16 protein-coding genes and 1 riboswitch are annotated in these 16,365 nt (G+C 73.5%); of the genes, 8 read left to right on the top strand and 8 right to left on the bottom strand.

The window, feature by feature from the left end; genetic code table 11:
- Positions 1-181 precede the first annotated feature (181 nt).
- Positions 182-1,360 carry a serine/threonine-protein kinase gene (locus ACIRNI_RS04875; protein WP_403548343.1) on the top strand — a complete coding sequence of 393 codons (1,179 nt, stop codon included), beginning with the start codon at positions 182-184 and terminating at the stop codon, positions 1,358-1,360.
- 21 nt (positions 1,361-1,381) lie between these two features.
- Here the strand turns inward: ACIRNI_RS04875 and ACIRNI_RS04870 are convergent, their stop codons facing one another.
- Positions 1,382-2,191, bottom strand: coding sequence for a VOC family protein (locus ACIRNI_RS04870; protein WP_403548341.1), 810 nt, complete (start codon positions 2,189-2,191; stop codon positions 1,382-1,384).
- Positions 2,192-2,639: 448 nt separating this feature from the next.
- Between ACIRNI_RS04870 and ACIRNI_RS04865 the strand changes: the two genes are divergently transcribed.
- The 4 genes from ACIRNI_RS04865 to ACIRNI_RS04850 all read left to right on the top strand — a co-directional run bounded on the left by ACIRNI_RS04865 (position 2,640) and on the right by ACIRNI_RS04850 (position 5,541).
- Positions 2,640-3,083: a hypothetical protein gene (locus ACIRNI_RS04865; protein WP_403548340.1), complete on the top strand. Its 444-nt coding sequence runs from the start codon at positions 2,640-2,642 to the stop codon at positions 3,081-3,083.
- Positions 3,084-3,158: 75 nt separating this feature from the next.
- Positions 3,159-3,728 (top strand): toxin, encoded by a 570-nt coding sequence (locus tag ACIRNI_RS04860; RefSeq protein ID WP_403548338.1) that lies wholly within the window; start codon positions 3,159-3,161, stop codon positions 3,726-3,728.
- A complete protein-coding gene (locus tag ACIRNI_RS04855) occupies positions 3,725-4,954 on the top strand; it encodes an MAB_1171c family putative transporter (RefSeq protein WP_403548336.1) in 1,230 nt (409 codons plus the stop codon). Before ACIRNI_RS04860 ends, ACIRNI_RS04855 begins: the two co-directional genes overlap by 4 nt.
- Positions 4,951-5,541 carry a hypothetical protein gene (locus ACIRNI_RS04850; protein WP_403548334.1) on the top strand — a complete coding sequence of 197 codons (591 nt, stop codon included), beginning with the start codon at positions 4,951-4,953 and terminating at the stop codon, positions 5,539-5,541. Before ACIRNI_RS04855 ends, ACIRNI_RS04850 begins: the two co-directional genes overlap by 4 nt.
- 3 nt (positions 5,542-5,544) lie before the next feature.
- On the opposite strand, the gene ACIRNI_RS04845 is transcribed toward ACIRNI_RS04850, so the two are convergent.
- The 4 genes from ACIRNI_RS04845 to ACIRNI_RS04830 all read right to left on the bottom strand — a co-directional run bounded on the left by ACIRNI_RS04845 (position 5,545) and on the right by ACIRNI_RS04830 (position 7,662).
- Positions 5,545-6,327, bottom strand: coding sequence for a (2Fe-2S)-binding protein (locus ACIRNI_RS04845; RefSeq protein WP_403548332.1), 783 nt, complete (start codon positions 6,325-6,327; stop codon positions 5,545-5,547).
- Between the two features lie 116 nt (positions 6,328-6,443).
- Complete coding sequence (gene crcB / locus ACIRNI_RS04840) at positions 6,444-6,788, bottom strand: fluoride efflux transporter CrcB (protein WP_403548330.1); 345 nt, start codon at positions 6,786-6,788, stop codon at positions 6,444-6,446.
- Complete coding sequence (gene crcB / locus ACIRNI_RS04835; RefSeq protein WP_403548328.1) at positions 6,785-7,219, bottom strand: fluoride efflux transporter CrcB; 435 nt, start codon at positions 7,217-7,219, stop codon at positions 6,785-6,787. The genes crcB (ACIRNI_RS04840) and crcB (ACIRNI_RS04835) overlap by 4 nt, the downstream gene beginning before the upstream one ends.
- Positions 7,220-7,239: 20 nt before the next feature.
- Positions 7,240-7,662 (bottom strand): SsgA family sporulation/cell division regulator, encoded by a 423-nt coding sequence (locus ACIRNI_RS04830; protein WP_403548327.1) that lies wholly within the window; start codon positions 7,660-7,662, stop codon positions 7,240-7,242.
- Positions 7,663-7,872: 210 nt separating this feature from the next.
- Between ACIRNI_RS04830 and ACIRNI_RS04825 the strand changes: the two genes are divergently transcribed.
- From ACIRNI_RS04825 to ACIRNI_RS04815, 3 genes are all read left to right on the top strand, one after another.
- Entirely contained in the window at positions 7,873-9,078 is a 1,206-nt protein-coding gene (locus ACIRNI_RS04825) for a D-alanyl-D-alanine carboxypeptidase family protein (protein ID WP_403548325.1), read from the top strand.
- Between the two features lie 62 nt (positions 9,079-9,140).
- Positions 9,141-9,527 (top strand): hypothetical protein, encoded by a 387-nt coding sequence (locus ACIRNI_RS04820; protein WP_403548323.1) that lies wholly within the window; start codon positions 9,141-9,143, stop codon positions 9,525-9,527.
- An 84-nt stretch (positions 9,528-9,611) separates the two neighbouring features.
- On the top strand, positions 9,612-10,550 hold the full coding sequence (locus ACIRNI_RS04815; RefSeq protein WP_403548321.1) for a nucleoside hydrolase: 939 nt from the start codon (positions 9,612-9,614) through the stop codon (positions 10,548-10,550).
- On the opposite strand, the gene ACIRNI_RS04810 is transcribed toward ACIRNI_RS04815, so the two are convergent.
- The 3 genes from ACIRNI_RS04810 to cobN all read right to left on the bottom strand — a co-directional run bounded on the left by ACIRNI_RS04810 (position 10,551) and on the right by cobN (position 16,168).
- Complete coding sequence (locus ACIRNI_RS04810) at positions 10,551-11,726, bottom strand: DUF418 domain-containing protein (protein WP_403548319.1); 1,176 nt, start codon at positions 11,724-11,726, stop codon at positions 10,551-10,553.
- A 138-nt stretch (positions 11,727-11,864) separates the two neighbouring features.
- A complete protein-coding gene (locus tag ACIRNI_RS04805) occupies positions 11,865-12,578 on the bottom strand; it encodes a GNAT family N-acetyltransferase (RefSeq protein WP_403548317.1) in 714 nt (237 codons plus the stop codon).
- Positions 12,575-16,168, bottom strand: coding sequence for a cobaltochelatase subunit CobN (cobN, locus tag ACIRNI_RS04800; protein WP_403548315.1), 3,594 nt, complete (start codon positions 16,166-16,168; stop codon positions 12,575-12,577). Before cobN ends, ACIRNI_RS04805 begins: the two co-directional genes overlap by 4 nt.
- Positions 16,169-16,203: 35 nt before the next feature.
- Positions 16,204-16,339: riboswitch (cobalamin riboswitch) on the bottom strand.
- Positions 16,340-16,365: the final 26 nt, after the last annotated feature.

Here is a 16,365-nt window from a genome sequence, read left to right as displayed (position 1 = left end):
CGATGGACCAGCACGACCGGCACCGGCAACGGCTCGGTACGGCGACCTTGCTGACCGACCCTCATCTCCGGGGTCGGTACCCTGCTCCCAGGGTCGATCGGGTTTGATCGGGATAGAGGTTGGTGCGCACGTGCTGGTGGCGGATCGGTACCGGTTGGAGTCAGCCATCGGCCGTGGCGCAATGGGCGAGGTCTGGCGGGCCACGGACGAGGTGCTCGGCAGGCCGGTGGCCGTCAAGCTGATGCTCGGGGACGACGCCGACTCGCAGGCGGCGGCCCGCTTCCGGCTGGAGGGCCAGACGGCGGCCCGGCTCAGCCACCCCCATGTGGTCGCCGTCTTCGACTTCGGGGCCTGGGAAGGCCGCTTCTATCTGGTGATGGAGTACGTCGAGGGCCGCAGCCTCGCGCAGGAGCTGGCCGCCGAGGGCCGGCTGCGGGCGCCGCGCGTGGCGGCCATCGCCGCGCAGACGGCGGCGGGCCTGGCCGTGGCGCACCGGCAGGGCATCGTCCACCGGGACATCAAGCCCGGCAACCTGATGTCCGACGTGGACGGCACGGTCAAGCTCGGCGACTTCGGCATCGCCCGGTTCGTCGACGACCCGGCGGCCGCGCTCACGACGGCGGGGCAGATCGTCGGCACGAGCCTCTACCTGGCCCCGGAGCGGGCGCTGGGGCGGCCGGCGGGCCCGGCGTCCGACGTGTACTCGTTGGGCTGCGTGCTCTACCAGCTGGTGACGGGCCGCCCGCCGTTCCAGGCGGACACGGCCACCGCCACGCTCTACCAGCACATCGACACGCCCCCGGTGCCGCCGCGCGGGCTGGGCGCGGACGTGCCGCCCGCCTTCGAGGCATACCTGCTGGGGATGCTGGCCAAGCAGCCGGAGGAGCGGCCGTCGGCGCAGCAGGTCGCGGACTGGTTCGGCTCGGGCGCCTGGCAGGTCCGCGCGCAGCCGATGCCCGCGCCCGCCCCGATGCCGGGACCGGCTCCCGCCCCGGCGCGGAGACCGGCCCCGGCGCGGGGTGCCGCGCCCATGCCGGCGCCCCTGCCCGTGTCCACCCCCATGCCGGGTCCGGCTCCTGCCGCGGCGCAGGCGCCGACCACGTACGCGCTGCCCAGGAACAGCCCCGGCGGTGGTCGGGGGCGCCGGGCCGCGCCCGCCCCGCAGCGGCTCGGCGAGGCGCGGGCGTTCGTCAGCCGGCGGCCCCGGGTCGCGAGTGCCATCGCGGGCGCGGTGGCGTTCGTCGCGGCCGTCCTGGCCGGCATGGCGCTGTTCTCGCCCGACGACAGCTCCGGCGGTACGACCCCGGGCCAGGTGACGATGACACCCGGCGCGCCGGAAGCCGGCGCCGCGGAGGACTGACGCCTGGGGTGGGCCGTGGTGTCAGGAGACCTCGGTCATCCGCGGCATCTCGCCCTCGGTCCGCTCCATGTCGATGATGGAGAACGCCGCGCCCTGCGGGTCGGTCAGCGTCGCGAACCGCCCGAACGGCGTGTCCATCGGCCCCCACCGCAGCACCCCGCCGCGCGCGGTCGCCTTCGCCACCGTCGCGTCGCAGTCGTCGACGGCGAAGTACACGTTGATGTACGGCGGGACCTCCGGCGGGAAGTCGCTCGTCATCCGCATCCGGCCGAGCACGGTGTCGTCGCCGACGTCGAAGACGACGAAGTCGATCTCCTCGGGCGCCTCCATCCTCTTGACCCGGTACGGGAAGACGGAGGCGAAGAAGGCGTCGGCCTTCTCCGGATCGCGCGTGAAGACCTCCGCCCAGCAGTACGCGCCGCGCACGCCCCGCGCGGCGAAGCCCTCGTGGACGCCCGCCTGCCAGACGCCGAAGACGACCCCACCGGGGTCGCGGGCCAGCACCATCGTGCCGAAGTCGCCCACCCCCATCGGCCCCATCAGCACCTCGCCGCCGCTGTCGCGGATCTTGCGCGCGGTGGCCTCGGCGTCCGGCGACGCGAAGTACAGGCACCACGCCGACACGGCCGTCTGGCCCTCCTGCCCCGGCATGGGCGGTACGACGGCGGCGACGGCCTTCCCGTCCGCGTACGCCTCCGTGTAGTCGCCGTACTCCGACGACGCCTCGGCGAAGGTCCAGCCCAGCACGTCACCGTAGAAGCTCTTCGCGCCCTCCAGGTCGGTGAACATCGCGTCCGCCCAGCAGGGGGTGCCTTCAGGTAGTACCGCCATGGTCTTGGTCTCTCTCCGGCTCGACACCTCGAACGTGGTCCTTTTTGTCACGCTAACGAGGCATCCGCGGGGCCGCGCGCCGGGGCGGAAGGTAAACGGCCGCTAATTGTCCGCCGGGGTGCCTGTCCTCCGCGCATGACGAGGTGTCATAATGCGGATGTAGCCCTTCGTGCATCCCCCGTCGCGAAGGGCTACATCCTTGTACCGGGCATATTCCCCCGGCCCCGGCGACGCGCGCAGCGGTCAACACGGGCAAGGGACTCCCCTCGCGGTCCCCCGCCCGTGTTTTTTCGAGTTAACAGTGACGTAGAGTGCTTGCGCAAGTCCGAATCCGACGCGGAAGCAAGATGCTCCACTTTGTCGCTGATGCAAAGACGCCAACGTTCCAGGTCGGTTACAGTACGAGCCCGTTGACCGCACTCGACTATCGCTCAACGTGGGGACCCGGATGACCAACGGCGAAGAACGCACGCCCGAGCTACGGACGTTGCAGCAGAAGGTCGAGTACATGGTCGAGAAGACCTTCCCCGGCCAGAAGGTCTCGGGGCGTTTCTTCGCGGACCTCGTCAAACAGCGCGGCGGTTCCCTGTCGCACAGTTACTTCTCCAACATCCTGGCCGGGAAGGTCACGCACCCCTCCGAGGACATCCTCAAGGCCCTGGGCCTCGGCTTCGGCGTGGACTGGCGCTTCTTCAAGGACGAGTCCGAGGTCGTGGACGACGTCGTCGCCGGGCTGCAGTTCCTCGCCAAGCGCCGCACCGGGGAGATCAGCGGCGTGGCGGCGCGCGGCAACGACGAGGACGGAATCCCGGCGGAACTCCTGGAGTTCGCGCTCTCCCTCCTGGAGGAGACGAAGAAGAGGGAGGACGGGGGCGACGAGCCGGGCCGGTAAACTCGCCGACCGCATGTCACACGCACGCGTGACCCCGGCGCGTGGACAGTCGGACGGACGTAAGAGGCAGCATCCATGTCCCTGCGCAAACTGCGCAAAGAGTGCGAAGCCGGTCTGGCGGACCTGCCCATCCCCGCCCCCTTCACCATCGAGGCGCTCGTCGCCAACATGGAGGCGGCCCGGGGCCGCACCATCGTGCTGCGCGAACTGCCCGACCGCCTCGCCCGCGTCAACGCGGCCTGCGGGCTGCGCCTCACCTCCGGGAACACCAGCTTCGTCCTCTACCGCCGCCGCCCCACCGCGTACCAGACGCAGCACGTCATCCTGCACGAGCTGTGCCACGAGTGGTTCGACCACGGCACCACCCTCGACGCCGAGCAGCTGCGCCGCCTCCTCCCCGTCTTCGACACGTCGCTGATCGCGCGCGTCCTCGACGCGGGCGCCACCGTGCAGGCGCGCGCGCAGTACGACACCCATGACGAGCGGGTGGCCGAGTTCGGCGCCTCGCTCATCCCGCGCATGGCGCGGGACGTGACGAGCGACGACATGGTGGGGCGCCTCGCGAACTCGCTCTCCCGGCCCGTCGCCCACCGGCGGCGCGGCCTCTTCCGCCGCGCCCCCCGTACCCCGAAGGACTTTTCGTGACCGCCCTCGACATCGCCGGCTACCTCATAGCCGGGCTGATGACCGCCGTCGCGCTGTGGCGCATGCCCGCCGCCCTGTGGGGCGACGAGGAGGACAAGCGCCGCCGCGCCCTGTGGGGGTGCTACGCCGGGTTCGCCGCCGCCCTGTGGACCAAGACCCACGCCGTACGCATCGGCCTCAACAACAGCCCGGTCGTCGACCTCGCCGTCCTCATCAAGCACTACACGGCGACCATCGCGATCCTCGCCATCCTCAGCTACATCGTCGCCATCTACGGCCACTACCCGGAGGGCGGGGCCGTGCCGCGGCACGTGCGGTTCGCGCGGATGGTGCAGCACGTGGCGGCGAAGGCGTCCGTCGCCACGCTGGTCCTGCTGACCGTGCTCTTCTTCACCGTCGTGGACCGGTCCGTCCCCTCCGACCGCTTCGTCTCCGACCACGCCGGGCAGTGGGGCGCCACGCTCTACATGAGCGTCTTCTACCTCTACCTGGGCGCGGCGTCCGCCGTCTGCGCCTACCAGTGGGCCCTGGCGACCGCGGGCGCCACGCTGCGCCATCTGCGGGTCGGGCTCGGCATGATGACGTTCGCCATGTTCATCGGCGTCGGCTACACCGTCAGCCGGACGCTGTTCCTGTGGATCAGCGTCGTCGAGCAGCCGAGCCACGCCTTCGCGCAGACCTTCGACAAGGTGACGGAGCTCGCGCAGGTCGTGCTCTTCGCCTTCTTCGCGGTCGGCGCGTCCATCCCCGCGTTCAGCAAGGGGTGGCGGCGCGTGAAGCTGTGGCGGGCGCAGGCGAGGCTGCACCCGCTGTGGCGGGAGTTGATGGTCGCCTTCCCCGACCAGCCCTTCGAGCCGCCTGCCTCGCTCGCGCGCGAGCTGACCCGCTTCGGCACCCCGTCCGACCTGCGGGTGGACCGCTGGGCCGCCGACATCGCGGACGCCGTGGAGAAGCTGCGGCACTACGTCCCCGACGGCCTGGTCGACGCGGCGCGCGCCGCGGCGGGCGGTGAGCCGGGCCCGCTGGCGGACGCGTACTGGATCAAGGCGGCCCTCGCCGCGAAGGCGGGCGGCGCGCCCGCCGGGAAGGCCGCGGCCATCGAGGCGAAGCACGCCGCCGACCAGGACGACGAGGTGGCGTGGCTGGTGTGCGTCGCGGCGGCGTACCGGACGGTCGACGGGGAGCGGGCGGCCCGGCTCCTGGAACTCGCGGGGGAGCGCGCGTGAGCACGACGAAACCGGTCGAGCGGCGGGCGGTGGCGCGTACCGTCACGGACGTCCTCCAGCCCCGCAACGTCCTGCTGATCGGCATGACGGCCATCGGCTACGCGTCCGCGGGCCACTGGAGCGGCCTGCTGTGGGGCCTCCTGGGCGCGCTCTGCGCGGGCCTGGTCCCGGCCGGGTACATCGAGTGGGAGCGGGGGCGCGGCACCTGGGGCGACCGGCACGTCGTCGACCGGACCAAGCGGGCGCCGATCTTCTTCGTGATCCTCGGCTCCATCGGCACCGGTTCGCTGATCATGACGGTGGGCCACGCGCCGACCGGCATCCTCGTCGCGATGCTGGCGCTGTGGGCGATGACGGTCGGCCTGCTGGCGGTCAACACGGTCTGGAAGATCTCCGTCGACTCCGCCGTCGCCTCGGCGGTCGTGGCTCTGCTCTCCGCGGTCCACTCCCCCTGGTGGCTCCTGGCCTACGCCCTGACGACCGCCGTGTGCTGGTCCCGCGTGGCGCTGGGCTACCACACGGTCGCCCAGACCGTGGCGGGCGCGAGCCTGGGCGCGGCGACGGCGGCGGCGTTCCTGCTGGTCTGAGCCCTACACGGAGGTTCGGCGCGTGCGCCGCGGGCAGGTCGCGCAGACCTCCTCGGGCCGCACCGTGTACAGCAGGCAGCAGCTCACCCGGGTGCGCGTCGGCTCGCCGCACGCCTCCGGGGCCGGGTCGGGGCGGAAGGCGGCCGCGCCGGGGAGCGGGGCCGTGCCGCCGGGGAGCAGGGCGTCGGCGGCGCGCGCCGCGGCCCAGGGGTCGCCGAGCCCGCGCCCCAGGTGCCACAGGCCCTGCGCCAGCGCGTCGGTGACCAGGGCCCACATGCCGCGCTCGCCGCGCCGCACGAGCGGCTGGAAGGCCTCCAGCACCGGCGCCAGGTGCGCGGCCACCGCCGCGCGCAGCTCGGCCTCCAGGACGGCCCCCGCCGAGGCGGCGACGGTCTCCGTCCCCGGCGCCACCACGAGCCGGCGCGTCCGCCAGCCGTACGTCACGCCGTCGGCCGTCAGGAGCGGCACCCGGCGCTCCAGGTACCAGGGGCCGCTCATGGCGAGCGCGGCCGTGAAGGCGTACCGGTGCAGCACCCAGGTGGGCGCGACGTCGGGCCGGGGCCGTACGCCGTAGGTCTCGCGGATGCGCCGCTCCTCGGCCGCGACGAGGGTCGCCACGGCGTCGGGGTCCTCGGCGAGCCGCCGGGCGCGGACCCAGTCGCCGCCCTGGCCGGGCCGCTCGGCGACCTCCATCCGCAGGTACGGCGAGGCGGCGGCCATCCGGCGGTACGCGTCGGCGACCGGGGCCAGGGCGGGGCGCTGCGGCAGTACGGCGGTGGCGGGCATACGCGTCCTCGGGCGGGCAGACGGGCACACAGACAGGCGGACAGGGTTAGGAAAGCCTTGCCTCATTCTTACCAGGCGTCACACGAGTGCGCGCGCCGAACGCCCCACAGCGGCGGTCACCGCACCAGCGCCGCCCCCGCGAACGCCGCCGCCAGTCCCGCCGCCACGCTCGCGGCCACGTTGAGGGCCGCGTACCCCTTCACGCCCGTCTCGGCCAGCCGGAGCGTCTCGTACGAGAAGGTCGAGTACGTCGTCAGCGCCCCGCACAGCCCCGTCCCCAAAAGCAGCTGCACCTGGGACGCGGCGCCGGTCAGCAGCCCGAGGACCAGGCAGCCGGTCACGTTGGCCGCGAAGGTGCCCCAGGGGAAGAGCCCGTCGTGGCGGGCGCGCACGGCCCGGTCGGTCAGGTACCGCAGCGGTGCGCCGACGGCGCCGCCGACGATCACGAGGAGCCAGTTCACGGCGCCGCCCTCCGCGCCGGGGCCCGCCGCGCCAGCGCCGCGCGCGTCAGCCGGGCCGCCGACCAGACGGCCGCGAGCGCCACCAGCACCGTCGCCGCCAGGTAGGACAGCGCGGTCGCGGTCTCACCGCGCCGCAGCAGCCGCTCGACGTCCACGGCGTACGTCGAGAACGTCGTGAACCCGCCCAGCACGCCCGTACCGAGGAACGGCCGCACCAGCCGGTGCGCCGGGACCCCGCCCTCCGTGAGCACCACCATCAGGACACCGATGAGCGCGCAGCCCACGCCGTTGACCCCCAGCGTGGCCCACGGGAAGCCGCCCGGCGGCGCGGCCCACGCCAGCGACACCCCGTACCGCGCGGCGGCCCCCAGCGCGCCGCCGACCGCCACCGCTCCGACGACGGTGCGCTCCTCACCTCGTACGACACCCATGCCTCCAGGGTGTCAGGAGGTCACCGACTGCCCGAGCTCAGCACCTCCTCCAGGAACGCGTCCAGCTCGACGTGCTCCTCACCCGCCGGCACGGCCGCGTACGTCCGGTCCAGGAAGCCGCGCAGCGACGGCGCCCACACGGTGAAGACCGCGCTGTGCATCAGCTCGATGCACAGCTCCTCGCGCGTGCCGTTCACCTCCGGCCACACGCGTACGTCCCCTTCGCCGACCGCGCCGCCGTGCACGCCCTCCAGCGCGTCGCGCAGCATGTCGCGGTCGAGGCGCCACTCGGCGTAGGTCCAGCCGCCGTGCGTGAAGTTCACGGTGACGGCGTAGGGATCCTGGGGGTCGTACGCCATGTGCGCCAGTACGGGGATCTCCTGGCCCGTCTGCGGGAGCAGCCGCATGAAGACCTTGTCGCGCAGGACCGCGTCCGCTTGCATGTCGTCCCTCCGGGAGAGCTCGTCCGGTCGGCTGGGTGCCCGGTCGGTTCGGTGCCGGCCGGTTCCGTGCCGGTCGGTTGGGTGCCGGTCGGTTGGGTGCCCGAGCTTTCCCAGTGCCCGCCCAGCGTCGATTGATGCGGCCGGGGCACGCTGTCGTCCGTACGGCGCACTCGCCCTGCGGTGCTGACGGCAGCTTTTTAACGTGACTGAATGATCGTCAGCTCGCTCGCGGCCGCCGCCCTCTACCTGGGGCCTTCCCTGCTTCCGGCCCTGCCGCCCTCCGCGCCCCCCTTCCCGGTGGAGCCCCTCCCGCCGCGCCCCGCCGCGGCCGTCGACGCGTCCGTCCTGCACCGCTCCGGCACCCAGGTGCGCCTGCCGCCGGGCGTGGCGCGGCCGCCGGTGCTGAGCGCCCGCTCCTGGCTGGTCGCGGACGCCCGCAGCGGTGCGGTGATCGCCGCGCACGACGCGCACAAGCGGCTGCCGCCCGCCTCCACGCTCAAGGTCCTCTTCGCCCTGGCCGCGCTGCCGGGGCTGTCGCCGGAGCGGCCGCACACGGTCAGCAGGCACGAGCTGACCGGGATCGGCGACGGCAGCAGCCTGGTCGGCATCCAGGAGGAGACCACCTACCGGGTGGCGGACCTGTGGCGCGGGGTGTTCCTCAGCTCCGGCAACGACGCCGTGCGCGTGCTGGCGGGCCTCAACGGCGGCTGGGCGGCCACCGTCCGCGAGATGCAGGCCACCGCCGAGGCGCTCGGCGCCCGCGACACCCGCGTCGTCTCCCCCGACGGCTACGACGCGCCGGGGCAGGTCTCGTCCGCGTACGACCTCGCCGTCTTCGCCCGCGCGGGCCTGCGCGACCCGGACTTCGCCCGGTACTGCGCGACGCCGTACGCGAAGTTCCCGGCGCGCGGCTGGTCGTACGGCATCCGCAACACCAACCGGCTCCTCACCGGCGACGACGGCGTCGCCCGCTACCCCGGCATCCTCGGCGTGAAGAACGGCTACACCAGCGGCGCCGGCCACACCCTGGTCGCCGCCGCCCGCCGGGACGGGCGCACGCTCGTCGTCACGGTGATGAACCCGCGCGCGGGCGGCGCGTACGCCGTCTACGAGGAGGCGCGCAAGCTCCTCGACTGGGGCTTCGCCGCCGCCCCGCGCGCCCACCCCGTCGGCTCCCTGCTGCCGCCGGCGAAGCAGCGCCCCGGCGCCTCCGCGGTGCCCGCGGTCCCCGCGGCGGCCGGTGCGCCGGCCGCCCCGAAGGACCGGGGCGGGACCGCGGCCACCGCCCCCGCACGGGACGACGGCCCGAGGCTCTTCCTCCCGCTGACCTTCGTCGGCTCGGCGTGCCTCGCGGCGGCGACGCTGTGGTGGGTACGCCGGCGCGTGGACACTGCGCTGGACACTCCGATGGAGTAATGATCTGCGGGGCGGGCTACACATGTCGTGCTCGGGGGCCTCCCCATGGAAGGGCCGATGCCATGCGTGTGTCCCGCCACCTGATCACCCCCGCCTGCGCCGGCGCGCTCGCCCTCGGCGCCGCGTTCGCCGCCCCGGCCGCCGCCGCCCCGGCGGACCCGTACGCGCCCACTCCCACGCCCTCGCCGACCTACCGCGTCGGCGAGGCCATCACGAGCGTCAAGGGGCTGCCGTTCTGCGGCCTGCGGAAGGGCAACGCGTTCGTGATCATCGACCAGGGCTGCGCGGTCATCGTGGACGGCACCGGGCACTTCGTCCAGGCCGTCCACAAGCCGGGCGAGACCAACCGCGAGTACAAGGTGACCTACCACCGCGACGGCAAGACGGTCACATACACCCCCGACGGCTCCACCAAGCCGGTCACCGAGGTGTGCAAGCCGCTGAAGTGAGCGGCGCAGGCGCGCGGGGTCCGTGACACGGCGGCCCCGGACGCGGGAGCGTGGTCCCGTACGCACCCGCGTCTGGAGGCCGCCATGCCCATCCCCGTGATCCTGGACTGCGACCCCGGCCACGACGACGCCTTCGCGATCATGCTCGCCGCCGCCCACCCGGCGGTCCGGCTGCTCGGCATCACCACCGTCGCCGGGAACCAGACGGTGGAGAAGACCACCCTCAACGCCCGCCGCGTCTGCACCGTCGCCGGGATCGAGGGCGTGCCCATCGCCGCCGGGCTGGCGGGGCCGCTGCACGGCAGGGGGATCGTCGCCGGGAACATCCACGGCGAGTCGGGGCTCGACGGACCCGGGTTCGGGGAGCCGACCGTGCCGGTCGACGGAAGGGACGCCGTGACGTTCCTCCGCGACACGCTCCTCTCCCACCCCGAGCCCGTCACGCTCGTCCCGACCGGCCCGCTCAGCAACATCGCCGCGCTCCTGCTCGCCCACCCCGAGCTGGGCGGGCGGATCGAGCGGATCGTGCTGATGGGCGGATCGACGGAGCGGGGCAACAGGACCCCGGCGGCCGAGTTCAACGTCCTGTCCGACCCGGAGGCCGCCGACATCGTCTTCAGCAGCGGCCTGCCCGTCACCATGATCGGCCTGAACGTCAGCCACAAGGCGCTCGCCACCCCCGACGTCGTCGCCCGCGTCGACGCCCTCGGTACACCGCTCGCGCGCCTGTGCACCGAGCTGCTGACGTACTTCGGCACCACCTACCGCGCGGTCTTCGGCTTCCCCGCCCCGCCGCTGCACGACCCGCTGACCGTCGCGCACCTCATCGACCCGGACCTCATCAGGCTCGTCCACGTGCCCGTCGCCGTCGAGCTCACCGGCACGCACACGCGCGGGGCGACCGTCGTCGACCTCGACGGCGTCACGGGCGACCCGCCCAACGCGTACGTCGGCGTCGACGTGGACGTCCCCGCCTACTGGGACCTCATCGTCGACGCCGTACGCGTCCTGGGCGCCCGCTGATCAGCGCCGCAGCGCCCACTTCTGGACGGATTCGAGCGGGCCGTTGGCAAAGCGGCGCAGCCACAGCGTCGAGCCCACCATCAGCACCGCGCACACCACCGCCCACAGGCCCATCACCCACCACGGCCGCCAGGTGTCGCCCAGCCGGGCGGCCAGGCCGAGGCCGATGCCGTACGAGGCGAGCATGCACAGCAGGTTCTGCAGGACGTAGCCGGACAGGGCGGTCCGGCCCACGGAGGTCAGCCCGGTCATCAGCGGCCCGGGGCGGCGCACCCGGTCCACCAGCGCGCCGATCAGGCCGATGTAGCCGACGGCCATGAGCGGCGCCGCGCCATACCGGCCCAGCAGGAAGTAGTCCGGACCGGCCAGCGCCACCGCCACGTTGAGCGGCACACCGAGCCCGAGGCCCCAGCCCAGCAGCCGCGCCCGCAGCCGCCGCGCCGCCTCGTCCGCGCCGAAGGCGCCCGCCCGGAAGAGCCGTACGCCCAGCAGGAAGAGGAACAGCAGCAGGAAGAAGCTCAACACCGGCTCCAGGCGCAGCGCGATGGCGTTCTCCAGCCGGAAGGCGACCTGGTCGAGGTAGCCGCCGTGGGCGTACAGCTCCACGACGGCCGGGGAGACCCCGTCGCCGCTGCCCGGGTCGTTGTCGGCGGTGGCCAGCACCGCCGTCAGCAGCCCCATGACCGTCAGGTGCACGCCGGCCGCCCACCACATCACGCGGCGCCGCGCCCGCTCGGAGCGCGTCAGCAGCCACGCCACCAGCAGCGCGGTCACCGCGTACCCCATGAGCACGTCCCACGCGAAGACCAGCACGAAGTGCACGGTGCCCTCGGCGAAGAGGAACAGCGCCCGCCACTTGTACCGCCCCGGCCACGGCTGCCCGCGCCGCGCCGCCGAGGCGTACTGGATGGCGAGCCCGGCCCCGAAGAGGATCGTCAGCAGCGACAGGAACTTCCCGTCCGCCAGCAGCCGGAACACCCCCTCGGCGGCCTCGGGGAAGGACCCGAACGTCACCTGGCCGAGGGCGCCCTGCAGCACGCCCCACTCGGAGCCGCAGGTCGTGAAGACCCAGACGTTGGTCATGAGGGTACCGAGGATGGCCGCTCCGCGCAGGACGTCGAGGAGGGCGAGCCGTTTCGTGCCGGTCCGCACGGGAGCGCGCAGTGTGTCGGTCATGCGTTCCATCGTTCCGGCGCGGCCCGCCGGAATCGTCGTGAGGCCGGACGAACCGGCACTACATCGAACGATGCAGCCGCCCGAGGACCGGTCGTACTCCTCGGCCCGGTCGTACTCCTCGGCCCCGTACACCTCGGCTCAGTCGTACACCTCGCCGACCTCCAGCACCCGCGCCGTGACGCGCCCGTCCGGCGTGCGCTCCGGGTCCGCCAGGAAGGCGCGGTAGGCGTCCTCCGACGGGAAGGTCAGCAGGTGCACCTCCGACCGGCCGTCCGCCGTGCGCAGCCGCCGCTCCAGCCGGCCGCCGTGGCGGGGCAGCAGGGCGAGCGTGCGCTCCTCGTGGGCGAGGGCGTCGTCGAGGACGTCCGCGCCCGCCGGGTAGTCCAGCACCACGGCCACCTGGAACGGCGGGGCCGGTGCCGACGGCTCCAGCGGCTTCTCGAAGTACACGTCCACGTGGCCGCCCGGGACACCCCGGACGCGGCCCGTCTCGACGTACCCGAGGCGCCGGTAGAAGGGCGGTGCCTGGAAGGTGTACGAGGAGACGGTCATGCGGCCGCAGCCGCGCCGCCGCGCCTCGTCCTCGGCGGCACGCATCAGCCGGCTGCCGAGGCCGGTGCCCCGCTGGTCCTCGCGGACCCACAGCATGTCGACCGCGCCGAGGCCGCCCCACGTCCAGCCGGTGAGCCCGCCGACGACCTCGCCGGACTCGGCGTCCGTGGCGCGGATGTACACCTCGGTGTGGTCGTCGGCGCCGGTGGCCGCCGTGTTGAACGCCGTCAGCTCCCGGTCGAGGAGCTTGTCCAGCTCCTCGTCCTCGGTGGAGACCGTGAGCTCGACTCCCCGGCTCACTTGTCCTCCAGTTCGCCCTCGGTCTCCAGGAAGACCTGCTTCAACTGCTCCAGGACCTGCGGATCGGGCTTGGCCCACATGCCGCGCGACTCGGCCTCCAGGAGCCGCTCGGCGATGCCGTGCAGGGCCCAGGGGTTGGCCTCCTGGAGGAAGGCGCGGTTCTCCGGGTCGAGGACGTACGCCTCGGTGAGCTTGTCGTACATCCAGTCGGCGACGACGCCGGTCGTGGCGTCGTACCCGAAGAGGTAGTCGACCGTCGCCGCCAGCTCGAACGCGCCCTTGTAGCCGTGACGGCGCATCGCCTCGATCCAGCGCGGGTTGACCACGCGGGCGCGGAAGACGCGCGACGTCTCCTCCACGAGCGTGCGGGTGCGGACGCTCTCCGGGCGGGTGGAGTCGCCGATGTACGCCTCCGGGGCCGTGCCCTTGAGCGCGCGGACGGTCGCGACCATGCCGCCGTGGTACTGGAAGTAGTCGTCGGAGTCCGCGATGTCGTGCTCGCGGGTGTCGGTGTTCTTGGCCGCCACCGCGATGCGCTTGTACGCCGTCTCCATCTCGGTGCGGGCGGGCTTGCCCTCCAGGCCGCGCCCGTACGCGTAGCCGCCCCAGACCGTGTACACCTCGGCGAGGTCCGCGTCGGTGCGCCAGTCGCGCGAGTCGATCAGCTGGAGGATGCCCGCGCCGTACGTGCCCGGCCGGGAGCCGAAGATGCGGGTGGTGGCGCGGCGTTCGTCGCCGTGCTCGGCGAGGTCGGCCTGCGCGTGGGCGCGGACGAAGTTGTCCTCGGCCGGCTCGTCGAGGGAGGCCGCGAGGCGCACGGCGTCGTCCAGCAGCCCGATGGTGTGCGGGAAGGCGTCCCGGAAGAAGCCGGAGATGCGCAGCGTCACGTCGATGCGCGGGCGGCCCAGCTCGGCGAGCGGGATGGGCTCCAGGCCGGTGACGCGGCGCGAGGCGTCGTCCCAGACGGGGCGGATGCCGAGGAGGGCGAGCGCCTCGGCGACGTCGTCGCCGGCGGTGCGCATCGCGCTCGTACCCCACAGGGACAGGCCGACGGAGGTGGGCCAGTCGCCGTTGTCGGCGCGGTAGCGCTGGAGGAGGGAGTCGGCGAGCGCCTGGCCGGTCTCCCAGGCGAGGCGGGAGGGGACGGCCTTGGGGTCGACGGAGTAGAAGTTGCGGCCCGTCGGCAGGACGTTGACCAGGCCCCGGAGGGGTGAACCGGAGGGGCCGGCCGGGACGAAGCCGCCGTTGAGGGCGTGGACGGCGTGGTCGAGCTCGTCGGTGGTGGCGGCGAGGCGCGGGACGACCTGGCGGGCGGCGAAGTCGAGGATCCGCGCCACGTCCGGGCCGTGGCCCTCGGCGACCGACGGCACGGCGGCCGGGTTCCAGTCGGCGGCCTCCATCGCCTCGACCAGGGCGCGGGCCTTGTCCTCCGCCTCGTCGGCGGTGGTGCGGGTGGCGGCCGACTCGTCGAGCCCCAGGGCCTCGCGCAGGCCGGGCAGGGACTGCGTACCGCCCCAGATCTGGCGGGCGCGGAGGATGGAGAGGACCAGGTTCACGCGCTCGGGGCCGGTCGGGGCGCCGCCCAGCACGTGCAGGCCGTCGCGGATCTGCGCGTCCTTGACCTCGCAGAGCCAGCCGTCGACGTGAAGCAGGAAGTCGTCGAAGCCGTCGTCGTCCGGCCGGTCCTCCAGGCCCAGGTCGTGGTCGAGCCGGGCGGCCTGGATCAGCGTCCAGATCTGGGCGCGGATGGCGGGCAGCTTGGCCGGGTCCATGGCGGAGATCTGCGCGTACTCGTCGAGCAGCTGCTCCAGGCGCGTGATGTCGCCGTACGACTCGGCGCGCGCCATCGGCGGCACCAGGTGGTCGATGAGCGTGGCGTGGGCGCGGCGCTTGGCCTGGGTGCCCTCGCCCGGGTCGTTCACCAGGAACGGGTAGATCAGCGGCAGGTCGCCGAGCGCGGCGTCCGGGCCGCAGGCGGCGGACAGGCCGGCGTTCTTGCCGGGCAGCCACTCCAGGTTGCCGTGCTTGCCGAGGTGGACCATGGCGTCCGCCCCGAAACCGCCGTCGTCCTCGGACGTGGCGATCCAGCGGTACGCGGCGAGGTAGTGGTGCGACGGCGGCAGATCGGGGTCGTGGTAGATCGCGATCGGGTTCTCGCCGAAGCCGCGCGGCGGCTGGATGAGGATGAGGAGGTTCCCGCGCCGCAGGGCGGCGAGGACGATGTCGCCCTCGGGGTTGCGGGAGCGGTCCAGGAACATCTCGCCGGGCGGCGGGCCCCAGTGCTGCTCGACGCCGTCCCTGAGTTCCTGCGGCAGGGTGGCGTACCAGCGCTTGTAGTCGGCGGCCGGGATGCGCACCGGGTTGCGGGCGAGCTGCTCCTCGGTGAGCCACTCCTGGTCGTGGCCACCCGCCTCGATGAGCGCGTAGATCAGCTCGTCGCCGTCGCCGGAGGCGAGGCCGGGGACTTCGTCCGTACCGAAGTCGTAGCCCTCCTCGCGCAGGCGGCGCAGCAGCGCGACGGCGGAGGCGGGGGTGTCGAGGCCGACGGCGTTGCCGATGCGGGAGTGCTTGGTGGGGTACGCGGAGAGGACCAGCGCCAGGCGCTTGGCGGCGTTCGGGATGTGGCGCAGGCGGGCGTGGCGTACGGCGATCCCGGCCACGCGCGCGGCGCGCTCGGCGTCGGCGACGTACGCAGGCAGGCCGTCGGCGTCGATCTCCTTGAAGGAGAACGGCACGGTGATGAGGCGCCCGTCGAACTCGGGGACCGCGACCTGGCTGGCGGCGTCGAGCGGCGAGAGCCCCTCGTCGTTCTCCTCCCAGGCAGAGCGCGAGCCGGTCAGGCACAGGGCCTGGAGGATGGGGACGTCGAGCGCGGCGAGCGCGCCCGCGTCCCAGGACTCGTCGTCGCCGCCCGCCTGCGCCTCGGCGGGCTTGGTGCCGCCGGCGGCGAGGACGGTGGTGACGACGGCGTCGGCGGTGCGCAGGGTGTCCAGCAGCTCGGGCTCGGGGGCCCGCAGGGACGCCACGTAGAGGGGGAGGGCCTGGCCGCCCGCGTCCTCGACGGCGTCGCACAGGGTGTGGACGAACGTGGTGTTCCCGCTCATGTGGTGCGCGCGGTAGTACAGCACCGCGACGGTCGGGCCGGTGGTGGTGCGGTGCTCGCGCTCCAGGGGGCCCCAGGTGGGCGCGGCGGCAGGCGGCTCGAAGCCGTGGCCGGTGAGGAGGACCGTGTCGGACAGGAAGCGGGCGAGCTGCTCCAGGTTGTCCGGGCCGCCGTGGGCGAGGTAGGCGTGGGCCTCGGCCGCGATGCCGATGGGGACGGTGGAGGTCTCCATCAGCTGGGCGTCGGGGGCCTGTTCGCCGGTGAGCACGACCAGCGGCTTGCCGGTCTCCCTCAGCGTCTGAAGGCCGTCCTCCCAGGCGCGGATGCCGCCGAGGAGGCGTACGACGACGAGGTCCACGCCGTCGAGGAGGCCGGGGAGGTCGTCCAGCAGGAGCCGGGCGGGGTTGGCGAACCGGTACGCGACCGGGCCTCCGGCCGCGCGGGCGCTCAGCAGGTCGGTGTCGGAGTGCGACAGCAGCAGGATCACAGCGTGCCGGGCCTTCCTCGGGGTGTCCTCGCCCCGGGTGGTCGTGGGTGGCGGGAGTTCCTGACTCGTCCGTTGTCTCCGTTGCCGGCGGACTCACAGTGGCGGGACCGCGCCGGATTCCCACCGGGCTTCCTCCCTAGGGCCCTGGGACCCTGTGCCGTCTGCATAGTAGAGGCTGCGCGTATGCTCGCCGCCAT

The organism is Streptomyces sp. NPDC093546 (genome assembly GCF_044765045.1).
Taxonomy (GTDB): Bacteria; Actinomycetota; Actinomycetes; order Streptomycetales; family Streptomycetaceae; genus Streptomyces.
Note: the sequence above shows the minus strand (reverse complement) of the source record. Positions and strands in the feature narration are given on the sequence as shown.

Excerpts from the sequence above, each read along its gene's own strand:
- ACIRNI_RS04830 (WP_403548327.1), bottom strand. The coding sequence starts at position 7,662 with ATGCAAGCGGACGCGGTCCTGCGCGACAAGGTCTTCATGCGGCTGCTC.
- ACIRNI_RS04815 (WP_403548321.1), top strand. The coding sequence starts at position 9,612 with ATGCCCATCCCCGTGATCCTGGACTGCGACCCCGGCCACGACGACGCC.
- ACIRNI_RS04870 (WP_403548341.1), bottom strand. The coding sequence starts at position 2,191 with ATGGCGGTACTACCTGAAGGCACCCCCTGCTGGGCGGACGCGATGTTC.
- ACIRNI_RS04875 (WP_403548343.1), top strand. The coding sequence starts at position 182 with ATGGGCGAGGTCTGGCGGGCCACGGACGAGGTGCTCGGCAGGCCGGTG.
- crcB (WP_403548328.1), bottom strand. The coding sequence starts at position 7,219 with ATGGGTGTCGTACGAGGTGAGGAGCGCACCGTCGTCGGAGCGGTGGCG.
- ACIRNI_RS04865 (WP_403548340.1), top strand. The coding sequence starts at position 2,640 with ATGACCAACGGCGAAGAACGCACGCCCGAGCTACGGACGTTGCAGCAG.
- ACIRNI_RS04820 (WP_403548323.1), top strand. The coding sequence starts at position 9,141 with ATGCGTGTGTCCCGCCACCTGATCACCCCCGCCTGCGCCGGCGCGCTC.
- ACIRNI_RS04860 (WP_403548338.1), top strand. The coding sequence starts at position 3,159 with ATGTCCCTGCGCAAACTGCGCAAAGAGTGCGAAGCCGGTCTGGCGGAC.
- ACIRNI_RS04825 (WP_403548325.1), top strand. The coding sequence starts at position 7,873 with ATGATCGTCAGCTCGCTCGCGGCCGCCGCCCTCTACCTGGGGCCTTCC.
- ACIRNI_RS04810 (WP_403548319.1), bottom strand. The coding sequence starts at position 11,726 with ATGACCGACACACTGCGCGCTCCCGTGCGGACCGGCACGAAACGGCTC.
- ACIRNI_RS04845 (WP_403548332.1), bottom strand. The coding sequence starts at position 6,327 with ATGCCCGCCACCGCCGTACTGCCGCAGCGCCCCGCCCTGGCCCCGGTC.